We start from the raw sequence: 18,865 nt of genomic DNA, 5'->3' as shown, positions 1-18,865 counted from the left end.
CGTCGGGGCGCGGTCAGGACTTCGGCCCGACGTGGCGGTCCAGCACGGCGACCGCCTCCCGGCGCGCGACGGAGAGACTGTTGCGGCGGTTCATCCGCCAGGCCACCCCGAGCAGGTCCAGCGCCCACTGGCACAACCCCATGATGTCGGCCGACTCGTTGACGAACATGTAGCGCGGATAGACGTACGTCCGGCCCCGCACCGTGACCCGGTTGGCGAACCGGCAGCCGTCGGAGTGGAACAGGCCGCGCAGGAAGCTGCCGGCGTGGGCCCGCACGATCGTCCGTTGCCAGGCCGCCAGCACGATCGGCCGACGGTGCTTGGGCCCCGGACCGTGCTGCGGCAACAGGCACGGCCAGTGGGTCCCGTAGCTCTGCACGCTGACGCAGCCGGCGGACGGGACGCGTTGCACCGAGGAGGCGAGGACGTCTCTCATGGCGGTCTCGCACGCGTCGACCAGCCCCGGCCAGGTCTCGGTGCAGGCGATCCGGAGCACCGGCACCCGGGCGGCGGTGACCAGGTGGCCGTCACCGAGATAGAGACCGAGCAGGTACGCGTACTGGCCGAGGTCTGTCGGATTCTGGACGTCGCGACACCGGAAACAGCGCGCCGCGGTGCTCGGTTGCCTCGGCTCCGGCTGGACCCGGCACCAGTGGCGGACGGTGGGGTAGGGAACCCCGACAGCGCGGGCGACTTCCGCGACGGTCGCGCCGTCACGGTGCAGCCGCAACGCGCGTAGGCGCAGATCGGGTGGGTGCACCGGGGCATTCTCGAACGCCCGTGCGACACTTCTGGTGTCCCCGGTGGGACTCGAACCCACACTGTCGGAGGTTTGAGCTCCGTTTCTCTGCCAATTGGAATACGGGGACGTATGCGCTCAACGCCTGTCGCGTCGGCCCATAGGTTACCCACTACGCTAGGAGCGGCGACACCCGGTACCGCGGGTGTCGGGCACAGACTGGGTGGGAGTGGCTCGTGGCCGAGACGCAGACGGATGCCGCGCGCAGGCGGGTACTGATCGCCGAGGACGAGGCGCTGATCCGACTGGACCTGGCCGAGATGTTGGCCGAGGAAGGCTACGAGGTGGTCGGGGAGGCCGGTGACGGCGAGACCGCCGTACGCCTGGCCGAGGAGCTGAAGCCCGATCTGGTCATTCTCGACATCAAGATGCCGATCATGGACGGACTGGCCGCCGCCGAGCGGATCGCGGGCGCCCGGATCGCCCCGGTGATCATCCTGACCGCGTTCAGCCAGCGTGACCTGGTCGAGCGCGCCCGGGCGGCCGGCGCGATGGCGTACCTGGTCAAGCCGTTCCAGAAGTCCGACCTGGTGCCGGCGGTGGAGATCGCCCTCTCCCGTTACTCGGAGATCGCCGCGCTGGAGGCCGAGGTCGCCGGGCTCAACGACCGGCTGGAGGTCCGCAAGACCGTCGAGCGGGCCAAGGGCGCGTTGATGACCACCTACAACATGACCGAGCCGCAGGCGTTCAAGTGGATCCAGCGCACGGCGATGGACCACCGGATGACCATGAAGGAGGTCTCCGAGCGGATCCTCGCCGAGACCGCCGGTGGTGGCGAGGTCACCCGACCGGCTCCCTGACCGCCCGCCGTCACGGGGCAGTCGCGGGGTCCGGCGGCCGTTAGCATCTGGCGGCATGGGTGCCCGGCGTTCCACGCTGACGCGGCGATCCGTGGCGCGTCGGGTGGGCGTGTTCCGTGTTCGGCGGTTGTTCCTGGTGGTGTGTGGCCTGCTGGCGGTGACGCTGGCGGGGTGTCCGACGCCGCAGCGGGACGACGCCGGCCCGGAGCCGGCGCGGCTGTCCTGGGAACGGGTGGAGGTGCCGAACCCGTCGGAGTCGGGCCGGGTCCTGGTGCGGGACCTGGCGGTGTGTTCCGGTCACTGGTATGCGGCCGGGGCGGTGGCGGATCCGGCGGGCGCGACCCGTCCGGCGGTCTGGTCCAGTCTGGACGGTGCGACGTGGACGCCGGTGCCGGTGATCGCGGATTCGTTCTACGGGCGGCAGAGCGTGCTGTTCTCGGTCGGCTGTCGGGACGGCGCGGTCGCCGCGGTCGGCGGCAAGGTCGGCGGTGCGCACGGCAATCCCCGGGTGAGCACCTGGTGGCAGCGTGGGGACGGCACGCTGGTCGAGGTGGCGGCCTCGTTCGAGTTGTACGGCGGCCCGAAGGCGGTCACCGTGTCCCGGCTGACCGGCGGCCCGGACGGGTGGTTGATCGTCGGGAACCGGGCCAGCGGGGCGGCGGCGTGGGTGTCGCCGGACGCGGCGGAGTTCGCGATCGTCGAGGGCGCACCGGAGCTGGCCAGTGACGGCCAGGGCGTGACCTGGGCGTTCGACGCGGTGGCCGGGCCGTCCGGCTGGTTGGCGGTGGGTGGGCTGCTGGCGCCGGGGCGGATCGACCGGGATCCGGCGGCGTGGACCTCCTCGGACGGGCGTACCTGGCGACGGACGGTGCTGCCGGGCGGCCGGGAGTACGAGGAGATGCAGCGGGTGGTCCTGGTGGACGGGGTGCCGCTGGGAGTGGGGCTGCGCGGGCGGGCGTTCGGCGCGTGGCGTCAGGACGCGGCCGGGTGGACGGCGGCGGGCGGGTTCGGTCAGGTGGACGGCGGGGTGCCGTCGGTCGGTGGGGTGGCGGTGTCCGCCGGGCAGGTGCTGGCGGTGGTCTCCGACGGCGAGCGGTACGGCGGTTGGCTCTCCGGTGACCGGGGCGACAGGTGGCGGTCGGTGGAGTTGCCGGTGGCGGCGCCGGTCGGGGCGGCGCGGGCGGTGGCGCTGGCGGCGGAGGGTGGGCGGTGGTGGTTGGCGGTCGACGACGGGACGCAGACCTCGGTGTGGGTGGGGCGGCTCGACCCGCCTTCGGAGTGAGGCGCCCGTTACTCTCGGTGGTTTTCGGAGCGGAAACCTGATCTTCACGTGGGCGCCCCACGGCATGTCTGTCCGGGCGTGTCGGCGGTGTTCCGGGGCGTTCCAACTGGCGGACAGATGTCGGCTAACGACCGGTCAGCGGATTGACCTGTTACGGGAGTGGCAGGCTTGACGGCTCTCTTCGTAACGGTTTCGCAGACCCCGCTCCGACCTCTTCCTTGGCCGAATGAGTGTGGGTACGCTCCGCCAGCACGAGCCGTAATGCAGGGGGCGTCCCTGCCCGGCGCGCGGTGGACGGGCCACACCTTGTCGCCGCCCCGCCGGGTCCCGGTGCCCACCTGCTTCTGGAGGAGGTCAGGAAGCCGTGAGGCGAAGCTATTCAAGGGCGCTGGGTACTGCCGCGCTCGCCGCGGTGCTGGTCGCCGCCGCCGGGTGTCAGGACGCCGGTGGTAGCGGCGACAACACCGCGTCCGGTGACTGCGGTGGCAAGATCGCCATCTTCGGTGCGTTCACCGGTGACAACGCGGGTCTGGTGCTGCCGTCGCTGAACGCCGCGAAGCTTGCGATCAAGCAGCACAACGAGGCGAACGCCGACTGCAAGGTCGAGATGGTCGAGTTCGACACCCAGGGTGACCCGGCGCAGGCCACTCCGGTCGCGAACCAGGTCGCGGGTGACACCTCGTTCCTCGGTGTCATCGGTGGTCACTTCTCCGGTGAGTCGGACGCCACCATGCCGGTCTACGAGGCCGCCGGTCTCGTGATGGTCGCCCCGTCGGCGACCCGGACCGACCTGACCCAGAAGGGCAACAAGTCCTTCTACCGGGTGGTCGGCAACGACGGCACCCAGGCGGGCGCCGTGGCGACCTACCTCAAGGGCGAGAACGCGCAGCGCGTCTTCCTGATCGACGACGCCAGCGCCTACGGTGCCGGTATCACCGCCGAGCTGACCAAGAACCTGGGCGCCACGGTCGCGGCGAGCGACAAGATCCAGGAGCGGCAGTCGCAGTTCGAGGCGACGATCTCCAAGATCAAGGCGGCGAACGCCGACTTCGTCTTCTACGGTGGCTACACCCGTGAGGCCGCGCCGCTGGTCCGCCAGATGCGTGCCGCCGGTGTGCAGGCGAAGTTCATCGGTCCGGACGGTCTCTACGACCCGGCCTTCCCGGCCGGTGCGTCCGGTGGCGCCGACGGCTCCATCATCACCTGCCCGTGCCTCCCGCCGGACAAGGCCGGTGGCACCTTCACCGCCGACTACCAGGCCGAGTACGGCCAGCTGCCGGGTTCGTACGGTGCTGAGGGCTTCGACGCCGCGCAGATCTTCATCGACGCCTTCAAGGACGGCAAGAAGTCCCGTGCCGAGATCCTGGAGTTCGTGAAGAACTACGACAAGCAGGGCGTGTCGAAGTACATCAAGTTCGACGCCAACGGCGACGTGGACCCGTCGAGGGTCGTCATCTGGGCCTACCAGATCAAGGGCACGGAGATCTCTCCGCTGCAGGAGCTCAAGCTCAGCTGACGAACAGTATCGGGGTGCGGCCGGGGTGATCCCCCGGCCGCACTCGATGCAAGGAGACCTGGTGAATTTCGCGGACCTCTTCAGCCACATCGGTCAGCACACCGTCGACGGGTTGTCCAAGGGGGCGATCTATGCCCTGATCGCTCTCGGCTACACCCTGGTGTACGGCGTCCTGCGCCTGATCAACTTTGCTCACTCCGAGGTCTTCATGGTCGGTACCTTCGCGGTGCTCGGCCTCTGGACCGCACTCGGGGTCGAGAACAACCCGCCGCTCGGCCAGGCGGTGCTCTTCCTGGTACTCGGCCTGATAGTCGCGGCGATAGCCTCCGGCGGTACGGCTCTGGCGATCGAACGGGTCGCGTACCGACCGTTGCGGCGCAAGAACGCGCCGCCCCTCATCTTCCTGATCACCGCGATCGGTCTGTCGTTGGTACTGGTGGAGGTCTTCGGCCTGGTGCTGCCGAAGCTGCTGGGCGACCTGGTGCCGTCCATGTTCGGCCGGGGCCGGATCATCCTCGGCATGCCGACGATCATCGAGCAGAAGACGCTCTTCACGATCGGCAACACGGAGATCAACAATGTTCAGTTGATCGTGATCGTGTCCGCCGTGGCGATGATGGCGGTGCTCGACTGGTTCATCAACCGCACCCGGTACGGCCGGGGTGTGCGGGCGGTGGCGCAGAACCCGGAGACGGCGGCCCTGATGGGCGTCAACCAGGAGCGCGTGATCATGCTGATCTTCGTGCTCGGTGGCATCATGGCGGGCGCGGCGGCGCTGTTGTGGGGCATGCGTTTCGGCTTCACGCAGAACAGCATCGGTTTCGTGCTCGGCCTCAAGGCGTTCACCGCAGCCGTTCTCGGCGGCATCGGTAACCTACGCGGCGCGTTACTGGGTGGGCTGTTCCTCGGCATCGTCGAGGTCTACGGCGCCACCATCTTCGCGTCCAACTGGGAGGACGTCATCGCCTTCGTGGTGCTGGTCATCGTGCTGATGTTCCGCCCGACCGGCATTCTGGGCGAGTCGCTGGGGAGGGCCCGAGCATGATCGACAAGATTCGTGACCTGGACCGTAAGCGCACCAACGCCCTGCACTCGGTCGGCGACCGGTGGCGGGCGTTGCCGAAGTGGCAGCGGGCGCTGTCCTTCGTGGCCTTCGTGATCTTCCTCTACTACCTGCCGCTGCTCGGCATTCCCGGCCTGACCTGGCTGCGGACCGACTCGATCTCGGGTGGTAGCAACTGGGCCGGTGTGCTCTTCACCTGCGCCGTCTACGTGCTGGTGGCGATCGGTCTCAACGTCGTGATCGGCCTGGCCGGTCTGCTGGACCTGGGGTACATCGGCTTCTTCGCCATCGGCGCGTACGCGGTGGCCCTGTTCGGCTCGGTGAACTCGCCGGTCGTGAAGTGGATCCAGGCGGAGTTCAACCTCCCGACGACCTGGGCGGTGGCCTGGGCGATCTGTGTGTTCATCGCGTTGGTGATGTCGCTGATCTCCGGGGTGATCCTGGGCTGGCCGACGCTGCGGCTGCGCGGTGACTACCTGGCCATCGTGACGCTCGGCTTCGGCGAGATCATCCGGATCGTGGCCCGTAACCTGGAGGGCGTCACCCGGGGCCCGCAGGGCATCTCGGCGATCCCCGGCCCGGAGGGTCCGCCCTCGCCGGACAACCAGATCTTCGGCCTGGTCGACGTCAAGCCGTGGTACTGGCTGGCGATCACCGTCGTACTGCTCATGGTCTTCGCGGTGCGCCGGCTGGAGAACAGCCGGGTCGGCCGGTCCTGGCTGGCTATCCGGGAGGACGAGGACGCCGCGGCGGTGATGGGCGTCTACCCGTTCAAGTTCAAGCTCTGGGCGTTCGCCATCGGTGCGGCGCTCGGCGGTTTCGCCGGCTTCCTCTTCGCCAGCCGCTACGCCTTCATCGACCCGACCCAGTTCAACGTGAACCTGTCCATCCTGTTCGTGGCGATGGTCGTGGTCGGTGGGTCCGGCAACATGGTGGGCGTCTCGGTGGGCGCGGTGCTGCTGGCGTACCTTCCGGAGCGGTTCCGTGAGGTCGCCGACTACCGGTGGCTGGCCTTCGGTCTGGCCATGGTGCTGGTGATGATCCTGCGTCCGCAGGGCCTGATCCCCAGCACGCGACGGGCCCGCGAGCTGAAGGACCGTGCGGCGGAGGCAGAGGAGGCGCCCGCTCATGTCTGACGAGACCAACACCCCGTCCGACGCGACCGAGACCACGGCGGCGCCGAAGATCCCGGCGCAGCCGGGACCACGCAAGACGCTGCTGGAGATCGACGACGTCACGCTGCGCTTCGGCGGCGTGGTCGCGCTCAACGGGATCAGCTTCGAGATCAACGAAGGCGAGATCCTCGGCCTGATCGGGCCGAACGGCGCCGGCAAGACCACCTGCTTCAACGTGATGACGGGGGTCTACAAGCCGACGTCGGGCGCGGTCCGGTTCCGCGGTGAGCGGGTCACCGGCCGTAAGCCGCACCAGATCAGCCGGTTGGGCATCTCCCGGACGTTCCAGAACATCCGGTTGTTCCCGGAGATGTCCGCGCTGGAGAACGTCATGGTCGGGACCGACTCCCGGCACAAGACGAGCGTGCCCGGCGCGCTGTTCCGGCTCTACCGGGTGCGGCCCAAGGAGGAGGAGCTGCCGCAGGTCACCGCCTCCGGCGGGATCGTGCGGACCTGGCAGCAGGTGCGGCGTACCTTCGCCAAGACCTTCGGTCTGTCCCGCCACATCCTGGAGGAGCGGGCCGCCGAGGACAAGGCGATGGAGCTGCTGCGCTTCGTCGGAATCGCCGACCGGGCGAACGACGCGGCGCGCAACCTCCCGTACGGCTACCAGCGACGACTGGAGATCGCCCGGGCGCTCGGCACCGAGCCGAAGCTGCTCTGCCTGGACGAGCCGGCGGCCGGGTTCAACCCGGCCGAGAAGGAGGATCTGCTCGGGCTGATCCGCCGGATCCGGGACAAGGGCGTGACGGTGCTGCTGATCGAGCACGACATGCGGCTGGTGATGGGTGTCACCGACCGGATCGTGGTGCTGGAGTTCGGCACCAAGATCGCCGATGGTCTTCCGGCCGAGGTCAGTCGAGACCCGCGGGTGATCGCGGCGTACCTGGGGGAGCCCGCCGATGCTGCTTGAGTTGAACGACGTCAGCGTCTCGTACGGTCGGATCGAGGCGTTGCACGGCATCAGCCTCACCGTCAACGAGGGCGAGGTGGTGGCCCTGATCGGTGCCAACGGCGCCGGCAAGACCACCACCATGCGGGCGATCTCCGGTATCCGTTCGCTCTCCGGTGGCCGGATCACCTTCGACGGCGAGGACATCAGCAAGCTCCGTGCCGACCTGCGGGTGGTCCGGGGCCTGTGCCAGTCGCCCGAGGGTCGGCAGATCTTCCCCGGCATGACGGTGCTGGAGAACCTGGACATGGGGGCGTACACCCGGCGGGACCACGCCGGCATCGCCGCCGACCTGGAGAAGGTGCTGGAGCTCTTCCCCCGGCTGCGCGAGCGGCGCAAGCAGGCCGGTGGCACGCTCTCCGGTGGTGAGCAGCAGATGCTCGCCGTCGGCCGGGCGCTGATGAGCAGGCCGAAGCTGCTGCTGCTGGACGAGCCGTCGATGGGCCTGGCCCCGATGATCATCCAGCAGATCTTCGACATCATCGTGGAGATCAACCAGCAGGGCACCACGGTGCTGCTGGTGGAGCAGAACGCGCAGCAGGCGCTCTCCCGCGCGCACCGGGCGTACGTCCTGGAGACCGGGCGGATCGTCAAGGAGGGGACCGGGCAGGAGCTTCTGCACGACCCCTCGATCAAGGAGGCGTACCTGGGCGTGGCCTAGTCGCCGCGTGCCGTCGACGGCCGCCCGTCCCCGCGTCCGGGGGCGGGCGGCCGTCGACGTTTCCGGGGGGGCCGCCGGTGCCGCCGCGCCGGGGGTGTCGGGGGCACGGGCTAGAGTCGCTGCCGTGACAGCTACGACGCCGCGCCTGCTCCTCGTCGACGGACACTCCCTGGCATACCGGGCGTTCTTCGCCCTGCCGGTGGAGAACTTCTCCACCACGACCGGGCAGCCGACCAACGCCGTCTACGGCTTCACCTCCATGCTGATCAACGTCCTGCGCGACGAGCGGCCGACGCACATCGTGGTCGCCTTCGACGTGTCCCGCCGCTCCTTCCGCACCGAGAGGTACGCGGAGTACAAGGCCGGCCGCAGCGAGACGCCGAGCGACTTCAAGGGCCAGGTCAGCCTGGTCAAAGAGGTCCTGGCGGCGTTGCGGGTGCCGGTGGTGGAGAAGGAGGGCTACGAGGCGGACGACGTCATCGCCACGCTCGCCTGTCAGGCCCGCGACCAGGGCATGCCGGTGCTGATCAGCACCGGTGACCGGGACGCCTTCCAGCTCGTCGGCGACCAGGTCACCGTGCTCTATCCGCGCAAGGGCGTCTCCGACCTGGCGCGGATGGACCCGGCCGCGATCGAGGCCAAGTACGGTGTCGGCCCGCAGCATTACCGCGACCTGGCCGCGCTGGTCGGCGAGACCAGCGACAACCTGCCCGGTGTCCCGGGCGTCGGCCCGAAGACCGCCGCGAAGTGGATCAACACGTACGGCGGGGTGGAGGGTGTGATCGCCCGCGCCGACGAGATCAAGGGCAAGGCCGGTGACAGTCTGCGCGAGCGGCTGGCCGACGTGATCCGCAACTACGAGATCAACTGTCTGGTCACCGACCTCGACCTGCCGGTGCGGCCGGAGGACGCCCGCTGGTCGGGGTGGGACCGCGAGGCGGTGCACCAGGTCTTCGACACCCTCCAGTTCCGCATCCTGCGGGACCGCCTCTACCAGTACCTTGACGCCGTGGAGCCGGAGGCCGAGGCGGGCTTCGACCTGACCGGCGAGGTGCTGGCCGCGCCCGGAGCGCTGGCCGGGTGGCTGGAGACGCACGCGACGCCCGGCACGCCCGTCGGCGTCGCGGCGAAGCTGGACACCGGCCCCAACCGCCGGCACACCGCCGTGGTCACCGGCATGGCGCTGGCCACCGGCGACGGCGCGGCGGCCTGGTTCGACCCGAGCACGCTGGGGCAGGACGACGAGACGGCCCTGGCGGGTTGGCTGGCCGACGAGAACCGGCCCAAGGTGCTGCACGACAGCAAGCCGGCCGTGCTGGCCTTCGGCGCGCACGGCTGGTCCCTGGCCGGCATCGCCCGCGACACCCAGATCGCGGCCTACCTGGCCCGTCCGGACCAGCGGTCCTACGACCTGACCGACCTGGCACTGCGCTACCTGCACCGGGAGCTGCGGGTCGACGCCCCGGACGACGGCCAGCTCACGCTGGACGGGTTGGGCGGTGACAGCGAGGCCGAGCAGAACCTGATGGTGCACGCCCGGGCGACGCTCGACCTGGCCGAGGCGATCGACGCCGAGCTGTCCCGCGACGGCGAGCAGTCGGCGCGGCTGATGGCCGGGGTGGAACTGCCGCTGATGCGGGTGCTGGCCGCCATGGAGCGCACCGGGATCGCCGCCGACACCGGCTACCTCTCGGAGTTGGAGGCGCACTTCGCCGCCGAGGTGAAGGCCGCCGCCCAGGGCGCGTACGCGGTGGTCGACCGGGAGTTCAACCTGGGTTCGCCCAAGCAGCTTCAGGAGATCCTCTTCGGTGAACTGAACCTGCCCAAGACCAAGAAGATCAAGACCGGGTACACCACGGACGCCGACGCCCTGCAGTGGCTCTACGCGCAGACCGAGCACCCGTTGCTGCACCACCTGCTGCGGCACCGGGACGTGGCCAAGCTCAAGTCGACCGTGGACGGTCTGCTCAAGTCGGTCTCCGACGACGGGCGGATCCACACCACCTTCAACCAGACGGTGGCCGCCACCGGCCGGCTCTCCTCCACCGAGCCGAACCTGCAGAACATCCCGATCCGCACCGAGGAGGGGCGCCGGATCCGTCGCGCGTTCGTGGTGGGCGAGGGGTACGAATGCCTGCTCACCGCCGACTACAGCCAGATCGAGATGCGGATCATGGCGCACCTGTCGACGGACGACGCGTTGATCGAGGCGTTCAACTCCGGGGCCGACTTCCACGCCGCCACCGCCTCGTCGGTCTTCGGGGTGCCGGTCACCGAGGTCACCCCGGACCAGCGGCGCAAGATCAAGGCGATGAACTACGGCCTGGCGTACGGGTTGAGCGCGTTCGGCCTGTCCCAGCAGCTCGGCATCACCGCCGAGGAGGCCCGGGGCCTGATGGAGGACTACTTCGCCGGGTTCGGCGGTGTCCGCGACTACCTGCAGGAGGTGGTGGCGCGGGCCCGCCAGGACGGCTACACCTCCACCATCCTGGGACGCCGTCGCTACCTGCCGGACCTGGTCAGCGACAACCGGCAGCGGCGGGAGATGGCCGAGCGGATGGCCCTCAACGCGCCGATCCAGGGTTCGGCGGCGGACATCATCAAGGTAGCCATGCTGCACGTCGACACCGCGTTGCGGGAGGCCGGCCTGGGGTCCCGGATGCTGTTGCAGGTGCACGACGAGCTGGTCTTCGAGGTGGCGCCGGGGGAGCGGACGGCGGTGGAGGAGCTGGTACGCCGCGAGATGGGTGCGGCCTATCCGCTCTCCGTGCCGTTGGAGGTGTCGGTCGGCGAGGGCCGGGACTGGAACAGCGCCGACCACTGACCGCGCACGAGACCGGGTTACCTATGGCCCGGTCGTGGCGGTCAGACGGGGAGCGCATGTCCGCCGGGCCGCACCGGCGCTCGCCGGTCGGGCGGCGATCGTGGTCTCCGGGGCAGGTCCGTCGGGGCCGTGCCGGGCGGCTGGCGATCAGATGGTGAGCGCGGCCTTCGGGGCGGCGGCCGGCGTCGCGGTGTCGTGGCCGATGGGCGGCGCGGCGGCGCGCAGTGCGGCGGCGCGCAGTGCGGCGGCGAGCCGGTCGCGGAGCGCCACCTGGGCGGCGATGCGGGCGTCCAGCACGGCCAGGCGGTCCCGGGCGATCCGCAGCCCGGCGGGGGAGGGTGCCGCCGTGGCCACGTCCCCGTCGAGGCAGGGCAGGAACGCCCGGACGTCGGTCAGGGTCAGCCCGCCGGCCAGCAGGTGACGGATGTTGCGGACCCGGACGACGGCCCGGTCGTCGTACTCACGGTAGCCGTTGGCGGCCCGGTGGGAGTCGATCAGGCCGTGTTCCTCGTAGTGGCGCAGCGCCCGGGGCGTGCTGCCGGTGGCCCGGGCCAGTTCCCCGATCCGCAATCCGGGCACCGTCCTCTCACGCGACGACCGCTCCGCCGTCGACCGGCAGCACCACTCCGGTGACGAAGGCCGCGGCCGGTTCGCAGAGCCGCAGGATCGCCCACGCTACCTCTTCGGGGGCACCGATCCGGCCCAGCGGGGTGTGTGCGAGCTGCCAGGCGCGTACCGCGTCCCGCTGCTGCGGGTCGAGGCCCTGGTGCGTACCGATCGGGGTGTCGATCGCGCCGGGCGCGACCGCCACCACGCGGACGCCGCGTGGTGCGAGTTCCACCGCCCAGCTGCGGGTCAGCGAGTCGAGGGCGGTCTTGCCGGCGGCGTAGAGCGCGGAGCCCGGCCAGGCCCGCTGCCCGACCGCCGTGGTGACGTTGACGATCACTCCCCGGGCGTCGGTCAGCGCCGGGACGGCGGCGTGGGCGAGCCGGACCGGGGCGAGCAGGTTGGTCTCCAGTTGCCGGCGGGCCGCCGTCTCGTCGAGGTCGGCCAGGTCCCCGCCGCCGGCGATACCGGCGTTGTTGACCAGGACGTCCAGCCGACCGTGGCGGTCGAGGGCGGCGCGGACCACCCGGTCGGGCGCGTCGGCGGCGGTGACGTCGACGGCCAGCGGGGTGATCAGGGGGTGGTCGGTCGCGGTCTGGGTCAGCGGCGCGGTGCGGCGACCCACCGCGATGACGTGGGCCCCGGCGGAGCTGAACGCCCGGGCGGTGGCCCGGCCGATTCCCGTGCCGGCGCCGGTGACGACGACGACTCGGCGTGGCGTGTGGTCGATCATGGCGCCGATCGTCCGACCCTGCCGTCAGCGGCAGGGTCAAGCCATGCCTCCGCCGGATCAGGTCGCCCGAGGGCGGCGGGCCGGGGTGAGCGTGTCGGGACTCGCCGACGTCAGCGTGCCGGGCCGCGCCGGTTCTTCGGTGGGCTGCCGTGCCGTTCCAGTGCCTTGCGGGACGGGCCGCCGGGCGGGGGCAGCGGCGCCTTGACCGGGTCGTGGCCCCAGTTCATCAGCGAGTACCGCCACCGTGTGTCGCGGACGTCGCCGCTGGGTCGCTGCGCCATGTGGCGACGGACGTAGCCGACGACCTTGCGCATGTGCTTGTAGTCGGCGGCGCTGAGCTGGTCCCGCTTGCGACGGAGCAGGTCGACGATCTTGCGGCCGGACTCGTGGCCGACCGACTCGCCGCCCTCGGTGCCCTTCTTCTGCCAACCGACGTGCTTGGACTCCGGCGTCTCCAACCACTGCTGGAGCTCACCGGGCTTCATGTTCACCGCGTCGGTGAACTCACGGTAGGTCTGCTGGTCGTCGGTCCCGCTCACGGCGCAACACCTCCGGGTGGTGGGCGACGTCCTGGCCCGAGTCGGTCTCGGCCACGGCGCGGGTTACCCGGGGGTGCGGCACGGAAACGACGCGGGTGGCCGTCGACCCCGTGGACCGGGTGGCGGAGCGCCCCCGGCGAGGTGTCCCGCGTTCCGCGATCTCAGTCGTGTCTCTCGGTGACGAAGACGGCGGTGCCGGGGAAGAGCCGGCCGCGCAGCGGGCTCCACTGCCCCCAGAGCCCCTCGTGTCCCTCCGGCCACTCCGGCTCCACCAGGTCCACCAGGCGGAACCCGGCACCGACCAGTTCACGGATCCGGTCGCCGAGGGTGCGGTGCTGCTCGACGTAGGTGGCCACGCCGGTGTCGTCCTGCTCCACGTACGGCTGCCGGTCGAAGTAGGAGTGCACGGCGGTCAGTCCGCCCTCGCCGGGGTCGTCGAGGAAGATCCAGCGCATCGGGTGGGTGACCGAGAAGACCCAGCGTCCGCCGGGGCGCAGGATCCGGTGCACCTCGCGCATCAGGGCGGCCGAGTCGTCGACGAACGGCACCGCGCCGAACGCCGTGCAGGCGACGTCGAAGCTGCCGTCGGCGAACGGCAGCGCCAGCGCGTCGGCCTGGGCCAGCGGTACGCGTACCCCGCTGCGGTCGGCGGCGCGCGCGGCGTGGCGCAGCATGCCGGCGGACAGGTCCACCGCGACCGGGTGGGCGCCCTGGGTGGCCAGCCAGCGGGCGCAGGACGCCGCGCCGCAGCCGACCTCCAGCACCCGACGTCCGGCCACCTCGCCGAGCAACCGGGCGTCGGCCTCGCGCAGCCCCTCCGGGCACCAGACGAAGTCCACGTCACCCAGGAAGGCCCCGTGCTCGGCCTGGTAGGCGTCGGCGTCGGTGTCCCACCAGTGGCGGTTGGCGCGGCGGATCTCGGCGTCGCCGACCCGGCGCCGGGTCACCCGGTTGTCGTCGTTCACCCGCTCACGCTAGGCGTCGGGAGGGGGTGGGGCTGTGGTGGGCCGGGGTGTCGTGGTGTCGGCTGGCCGAAATCTCCGCTTTCGCGGGTGGTGAGGTGATGAGGAGACGGGAGGGCTTGCACGCTGTGGTAATGCAGCGGGTAGGGTAGACGATGCGCTCGCGGATCGCGTGCCTCGGCAGGGAGCAGGTGCGCGGTCGACGGAGTCACATCACGATCTCGTTCAGCGATTTCCGGGTGGTGGGTCCGCCGGCGGATCCGTTGGCGCGCACAGGTCACCGCGACACCAGCCTGCTGTGACACACCATCCGACCGGAGCAACCGCCCACATGACGAGCAGCATCGAGGCCCCCTCGAGCGCCACCAAGGTCACCGTCGACGATCTCGGCTCTGAGGAAGCTTTCCTCGCCGCGATCGACGAGACCATCAAGTACTTCAACGACGGCGACATTGTCGAAGGCACCGTCGTCAAGGTCGATCGGGACGAGGTCCTGCTCGACATCGGCTACAAGACCGAGGGTGTCATCCCCTCTCGTGAGTTGTCGATCAAGCACGACGTGGACCCGGCAGAGGTCGTCTCGGTCGGTGACCACATCGAGGCCCTGGTCCTCCAGAAGGAGGACAAGGAGGGTCGGCTGATCCTCTCCAAGAAGCGGGCGCAGTACGAGCGGGCCTGGGGCACGATCGAGAAGATCAAGGACGAGGACGGTGTCGTCCGCGGTTCGGTCATCGAGGTGGTCAAGGGTGGCCTCATCCTCGACATCGGGCTGCGCGGCTTCCTGCCCGCCTCCCTGGTCGAGATGCGGCGTGTGCGCGACCTGCAGCCGTACGTCGGCCGTGAGCTCGAAGCCAAGATCATCGAGCTGGACAAGAACCGCAACAACGTGGTGCTGTCCCGCCGTGCCTGGCTGGAGCAGACGCAGTCCGAGGTGCGTACCGAGTTCCTCAACAAGCTCCAGAAGGGGCAGGTCCGCAAGGGCGTCGTCTCCTCGATCGTCAACTTCGGCGCGTTCGTCGACCTCGGCGGCGTGGACGGTCTGGTGCACGTCTCCGAGCTGTCCTGGAAGCACATCGACCACCCCTCCGAGGTGGTCGAGGTGGGCCAGGAGGTCGAGGTCGAGGTCCTGGACGTCGACCTGGACCGCGAGCGGGTCTCGCTGTCGCTGAAGGCGACCCAGGAGGACCCGTGGCGGCAGTTCGCCCGCACCCACGCGATCCAGCAGATCGTGCCGGGTAAGGTCACCAAGCTCGTGCCGTTCGGTGCGTTCGTCCGCGTCGACGACGGCATCGAGGGTCTGGTGCACATCTCCGAGCTGGCCGAGCGCCACGTGGAGATCCCCGAGCAGGTCGTGCAGGTCGGCTCCGAGGTCATGGTCAAGGTCATCGACATCGACCTGGAGCGTCGCCGGATCTCGCTGTCGCTCAAGCAGGCCAACGAGGGCTTCGTCGAGGGCGAGGAGCACTTCGACCCGACCCTCTACGGCATGGCTGCCACGTACGACAACGAGGGCAACTACATCTACCCGGAGGGCTTCGACCCGGAGACGGGCGAGTGGCTCGAGGGGTACGACAAGCAGCGCGAGACCTGGGAGAACCAGTACGCCGAGGCGCGGCAGCGCTGGGAGGCGCACCAGAAGCAGGTGCAGACCTCTCGGGCCGCCGAGGCCGAGGCCGCTGCCAACCCGCAGCCCGCCCCGACCGGCACCACCACCTCGACCAGCGCGGCACCCAGCCGTCAGGCTGAGGAGCCCGCGGGCACCCTGGCCACCGACGAGGCGCTCGCCGCTCTGCGGGAGAAGCTCGCCGGCGGTAAGTGACCCGCTGCTGACGACGACGGGCCCCGCCCCGACCTGGATGATCCGGGTCGAGGCGGGGCCCTCGCCGTCGACCGGCCCGCCCGCCCGTGCCGGCCGCGCGGGCTTGGCGCGGCGGCCCTGGTCAGGTTGACTGGTGCCGTGTTGAAGATCGGACTCACCGGCGGGATCGGCTCGGGCAAGAGCGCGGTGGCACGCCGGCTGGTCGAGCGCGGGGCGGTACTCGTCGACGCCGACCGGATCGCGCGTGAGGTCGTCGCCCCCGGCACCGACGGGCTGGCCGAGGTCGTCGCGGCCTTCTCCGAGCGGGTGCTCGACGCCGACGGCGCGCTGGACCGGGCCGCACTCGGCGAGGTGGTCTTCGCCGACGAGACGGCCCGCCGCCGGTTGGAGGCCGTCGTGCACGGTCGGGTGCGGGCCCGGACGGCGGAACTGGTCGCTGCGGCACCACCGGACGCCGTCGTGGTCAACGACGTGCCGCTGCTGGTGGAGGTGGGGCTGGCCGCCACGTACCACCTGGTGGTCGTGGTGCGCACGGAGGTGGAGACCCGGCTGCGACGGTTGGCCCGCGACCGGGGGATGAGCCGGGGTGAGGCGGAGCGGCGCATCGCCGCGCAGGCCGACGACGCCCGCCGCGCGGCGGCGGCGGACGTGCTGCTCACCAACGACGGCACCCTCGACGAGTTGCACGCGACGGTCGACGCGCTCTGGCAGGACCGGCTGGTGCCCTACGAGGTCAACCTGCGGCAGCGACGGCCGGTCCGGCTGGACCGGGTGCGCCTGGCCGAGCCCGACCCGACCTGGCCACAGCAGTACGCCCGGCTGGCCGCCCGGATCCGGCACGCGGTCGCCCCCGCCGACCTGCGGGTGGACCACATCGGGTCGACGGCGGTCCCCGGTCTGGCCGCCAAGGACGTCATCGACGTGCAGCTCAGCGTGTCGTCGCTGGCCGAGGCGGACGGACCGATGGCCGACCGGCTCGCCGACGCCGGGTTTCCCCGACTGCCCGGTGAGTGGTGGGACACCGCGCGCACCGGCGGCGGCCGGTGGGAGAAGCGGTTGCACGGCAGCGCCGATCCGGGCCGCCCGGTGCACCTGCACATCCGCCAGGACGGCTCACCGGGCTGGCGGTACGCCCTGCTGATGCGCGACCACCTGCGGGCCGATCCGGACCGGCGGGCCGCGTACCTGGGACTCAAGCGGGAGTTGGCCGCCTCCGCGCCGGAGAGCGGCACGTACGCCACGGCGAAGGACCCGTGGTTCGACGAGGAGCACCTGCGGGCCGAGGAGTGGGCCGCCCAGACCGGGTGGCGTCCCTGACCGGTCGCTCTCAGGTCGGCGGGGTCAGCCGGGATGTCCGCCCGGTGGTCAGGTCGAGCTGTGCCCAGGCCCCGGCCGGGGTCCGGGTCTCCAGTCGGCGCAGCAGCCCGGTGCGGTCGACCCAGTAGCGGGTCGGTCCCCGGGCGGTCTCGACCTCGACGACGTCCACCGGGACGCCGCGGTGACTGTCGCCACGGATCCGCCGGGTGCTGCCCTGCGGGCCGGTGCCCCGGGCGGCCCGCAGCGCGGCGGACACCAGCGGGTCCAGGGCCGAGGTGCGGTGCGGGCCGGTCCGCCAGCCGGTGGTCGGAGGTGGCAGCGGTGGTCGTGCCGCCGGGTCCGCGCCGGGTCGGGTCTCGATCCGGGCCACCGTGCGCCGGCCGTGCCGAACCAGGACGCGGCGGTCCGTCGCGTCGAGTGCGGTGACGCCCAGGTACGCGGTGCCCGCCGTCCAGCTCAACCAGCCGGAGCCCCGCAGGTCGAGGTCGGTGCCGACCGGGCCGACCAGGGTGACGGTGGCACCACCGGCGGCGCGCAGCCGGGCGGGCAGCCGCTGCCAGCGGTGCCGTTCGGCGGTGGTGAGGGCACGGGGCAGGCCGGGGCGGCCACCCAGCGCGTCGACCGGGCGCAGCGTGGGCCGGTCGGCGCGGTGCAGCTGGAGATTCACCTGACCGACGCCGGGCAGGGTGGTCTCGACCCGGTGCAGCCGTCCGGTCGTGTCCAGCCAGTACCGGGCGACGCCGGTGTGGGGTGCGGCGCTGGGTGATCCGGTCGGGGTGGCGCCGCCGGTGGCGACGGGGCGCGGCAGGGACGTCTCCAGCACGTCGACCGTCTCGCCGGTGACCTGCTCGTGTCGCAGCCAGCGGCCGGAGATTCCGTCGGCGGGTTCCGGCCGGTCGAGGGCCAGGTCGAAGACCAGGCCCAGCAGCGGGTCGAGGCTCCGGTCGGCGCAGAGCCGCCAGTCGTCGCCCGGGGGCATCAACGGCGGCATGGCGGGGGTCGACATGGCCTCCGGGTCGGGGCGGACCACGGCCACGGTGGGGGTGGCCTGGACCAGTCCGCGCAGCGGGCCGGCGCCGGGACCGCTGACGTCGAGGTAGACCAGCCGGCGGGCCCAGTCGACCCAGCCGAGCAGATCGGTGCGGCCGGCGGTGCCGCTCACCGTGAGGTGCAGTCCGGCACGGACGTCCCGGTAGTTGACGACCCGCATGGCGGCCAACCGGTCCCGCTCGGCGGCCGTGAGCTCACGGGCGGGCGGTGCGGCGGGCGCCCAGTTCACCAGGGTCGCGACCAGGGTGACGGCGGAGGCGGCGGCGGTCAGGGCGAGCGCGGCCAGAACGACGCGGCGACGCCGGGCGGCGACCTGTCGGGAGTGCCCGGCCGCCGGGGTCGTCCCGGCGAGGTCGTCGTCCTCGGCCGGGTTGCCGGCCGTCGGGTCGAGCATGCCGTGCGCCACGGCCGCCCGTCGGACGCCGGGGCGCGGTCGGGGTGCTGCGGCGGCCGGGTCGGTCCCGGACAGACCGAGGATCTCCGGTGGGGTGAGGCCGGCGCGGTGCCGGCGGGCATCGGCGCGGCGGCGGTTGCCCTGTCCGGCGGGGGCGTCCGTCGAGCGGTCGGGCGGGACGCGGATGCCATCGCTGCGTTCGGGCGGGGGGTGGGCGTCGGCCGGGTCGCCGGGTCGCTCGGGGCCGGTGTCGTCGGAGGCCGGTCGTGAGGTGTCCGTCACGGGAGGATGAACGGGCCGGACCGGGTCGGGGTGACGAGGTGGCGGTGCCGGCGTCGGCCGGGTCCTGGTGTGTAGGTGGCGCTCGCGGCGG

General features: G+C 71.4%; 16 protein-coding genes and 1 tRNA gene. 10 read left to right on the top strand and 7 right to left on the bottom strand.

Annotated features, from left to right (window positions below; genetic code table 11):
* Nucleotides 1–13 precede the first annotated feature (13 nt).
* Complete coding sequence (locus ACFYTT_RS18900; protein WP_176094840.1) at nt 14–760, bottom strand: helix-turn-helix domain-containing protein; 747 nt, start codon at nt 758–760, stop codon at nt 14–16.
* A gap of 32 nt (nt 761–792) precedes the next feature.
* A tRNA-Leu gene (locus tag ACFYTT_RS18895) sits at nt 793–869 on the bottom strand.
* Nucleotides 870–975: 106 nt separating this feature from the next.
* Here ACFYTT_RS18895 and ACFYTT_RS18890 point away from each other — a divergent pair.
* The 8 genes from ACFYTT_RS18890 (at nt 976) to polA (ending at nt 11,072) form a co-directional block, all read left to right on the top strand.
* Nucleotides 976–1,599, top strand: coding sequence for an ANTAR domain-containing response regulator (locus ACFYTT_RS18890; RefSeq protein WP_131053253.1), 624 nt, complete (start codon nt 976–978; stop codon nt 1,597–1,599).
* Between the two features lie 55 nt (nt 1,600–1,654).
* Complete coding sequence (locus tag ACFYTT_RS18885) at nt 1,655–2,881, top strand: hypothetical protein (protein WP_387260702.1); 1,227 nt, start codon at nt 1,655–1,657, stop codon at nt 2,879–2,881.
* Between the two features lie 364 nt (nt 2,882–3,245).
* Nucleotides 3,246–4,397, top strand: a complete 1,152-nt coding sequence (locus ACFYTT_RS18880) for a branched-chain amino acid ABC transporter substrate-binding protein (RefSeq protein WP_131053255.1) — start codon at nt 3,246–3,248, stop codon at nt 4,395–4,397.
* 61 nt (nt 4,398–4,458) lie between these two features.
* A complete protein-coding gene (locus ACFYTT_RS18875) occupies nt 4,459–5,442 on the top strand; it encodes a branched-chain amino acid ABC transporter permease (protein WP_131053256.1) in 984 nt (327 codons plus the stop codon).
* The gene (locus ACFYTT_RS18870) at nt 5,439–6,596 is read left to right on the top strand and encodes a branched-chain amino acid ABC transporter permease (RefSeq protein ID WP_131053257.1); all 1,158 of its coding nucleotides are present in this window, start codon (nt 5,439–5,441) and stop codon (nt 6,594–6,596) included. Before ACFYTT_RS18875 ends, ACFYTT_RS18870 begins: the two co-directional genes overlap by 4 nt.
* Nucleotides 6,589–7,548 (top strand): ABC transporter ATP-binding protein, encoded by a 960-nt coding sequence (locus ACFYTT_RS18865; RefSeq protein WP_176094837.1) that lies wholly within the window; start codon nt 6,589–6,591, stop codon nt 7,546–7,548. Before ACFYTT_RS18870 ends, ACFYTT_RS18865 begins: the two co-directional genes overlap by 8 nt.
* The gene (locus ACFYTT_RS18860) at nt 7,538–8,248 is read left to right on the top strand and encodes an ABC transporter ATP-binding protein (RefSeq protein WP_131053259.1); all 711 of its coding nucleotides are present in this window, start codon (nt 7,538–7,540) and stop codon (nt 8,246–8,248) included. Before ACFYTT_RS18865 ends, ACFYTT_RS18860 begins: the two co-directional genes overlap by 11 nt.
* Nucleotides 8,249–8,372: 124 nt before the next feature.
* The gene (gene polA / locus ACFYTT_RS18855) at nt 8,373–11,072 is read left to right on the top strand and encodes a DNA polymerase I (RefSeq protein ID WP_387260696.1); all 2,700 of its coding nucleotides are present in this window, start codon (nt 8,373–8,375) and stop codon (nt 11,070–11,072) included.
* Between the two features lie 147 nt (nt 11,073–11,219).
* On the opposite strand, the gene ACFYTT_RS18850 is transcribed toward polA, so the two are convergent.
* From ACFYTT_RS18850 to ACFYTT_RS18835, 4 genes are all read right to left on the bottom strand, one after another.
* Nucleotides 11,220–11,651 carry a MerR family transcriptional regulator gene (locus ACFYTT_RS18850; protein ID WP_387260693.1) on the bottom strand — a complete coding sequence of 144 codons (432 nt, stop codon included), beginning with the start codon at nt 11,649–11,651 and terminating at the stop codon, nt 11,220–11,222.
* Between the two features lie 7 nt (nt 11,652–11,658).
* Nucleotides 11,659–12,411 (bottom strand): SDR family NAD(P)-dependent oxidoreductase, encoded by a 753-nt coding sequence (locus ACFYTT_RS18845; RefSeq protein WP_387260690.1) that lies wholly within the window; start codon nt 12,409–12,411, stop codon nt 11,659–11,661.
* Nucleotides 12,412–12,521: 110 nt separating this feature from the next.
* Nucleotides 12,522–12,950 carry a DUF3140 domain-containing protein gene (locus tag ACFYTT_RS18840; protein ID WP_357217326.1) on the bottom strand — a complete coding sequence of 143 codons (429 nt, stop codon included), beginning with the start codon at nt 12,948–12,950 and terminating at the stop codon, nt 12,522–12,524.
* 161 nt (nt 12,951–13,111) lie between these two features.
* Nucleotides 13,112–13,915, bottom strand: a complete 804-nt coding sequence (locus tag ACFYTT_RS18835; protein WP_176094832.1) for a class I SAM-dependent methyltransferase — start codon at nt 13,913–13,915, stop codon at nt 13,112–13,114.
* Between the two features lie 328 nt (nt 13,916–14,243).
* On the opposite strand from ACFYTT_RS18835, the gene rpsA reads away from it, so the two are divergent.
* Both rpsA and coaE read left to right on the top strand, forming a co-directional pair.
* Nucleotides 14,244–15,731, top strand: coding sequence for a 30S ribosomal protein S1 (rpsA, locus tag ACFYTT_RS18830; protein WP_117227135.1), 1,488 nt, complete (start codon nt 14,244–14,246; stop codon nt 15,729–15,731).
* 138 nt (nt 15,732–15,869) lie between these two features.
* Nucleotides 15,870–17,048 carry a dephospho-CoA kinase gene (gene coaE, locus ACFYTT_RS18825; protein ID WP_176094831.1) on the top strand — a complete coding sequence of 393 codons (1,179 nt, stop codon included), beginning with the start codon at nt 15,870–15,872 and terminating at the stop codon, nt 17,046–17,048.
* 10 nt (nt 17,049–17,058) lie between these two features.
* Here the strand turns inward: coaE and ACFYTT_RS18820 are convergent, their stop codons facing one another.
* On the bottom strand, nt 17,059–18,774 hold the full coding sequence (locus ACFYTT_RS18820; RefSeq protein ID WP_387260686.1) for a hypothetical protein: 1,716 nt from the start codon (nt 18,772–18,774) through the stop codon (nt 17,059–17,061).
* Nucleotides 18,775–18,865: the final 91 nt, after the last annotated feature.

The sequence above is a fragment of the Micromonospora sp. NPDC003816 genome, assembly GCF_042874705.1.
GTDB lineage: Bacteria > Actinomycetota > Actinomycetes > Mycobacteriales > Micromonosporaceae > Micromonospora.
Note: the sequence above shows the minus strand (reverse complement) of the source record. Positions and strands in the feature narration are given on the sequence as shown.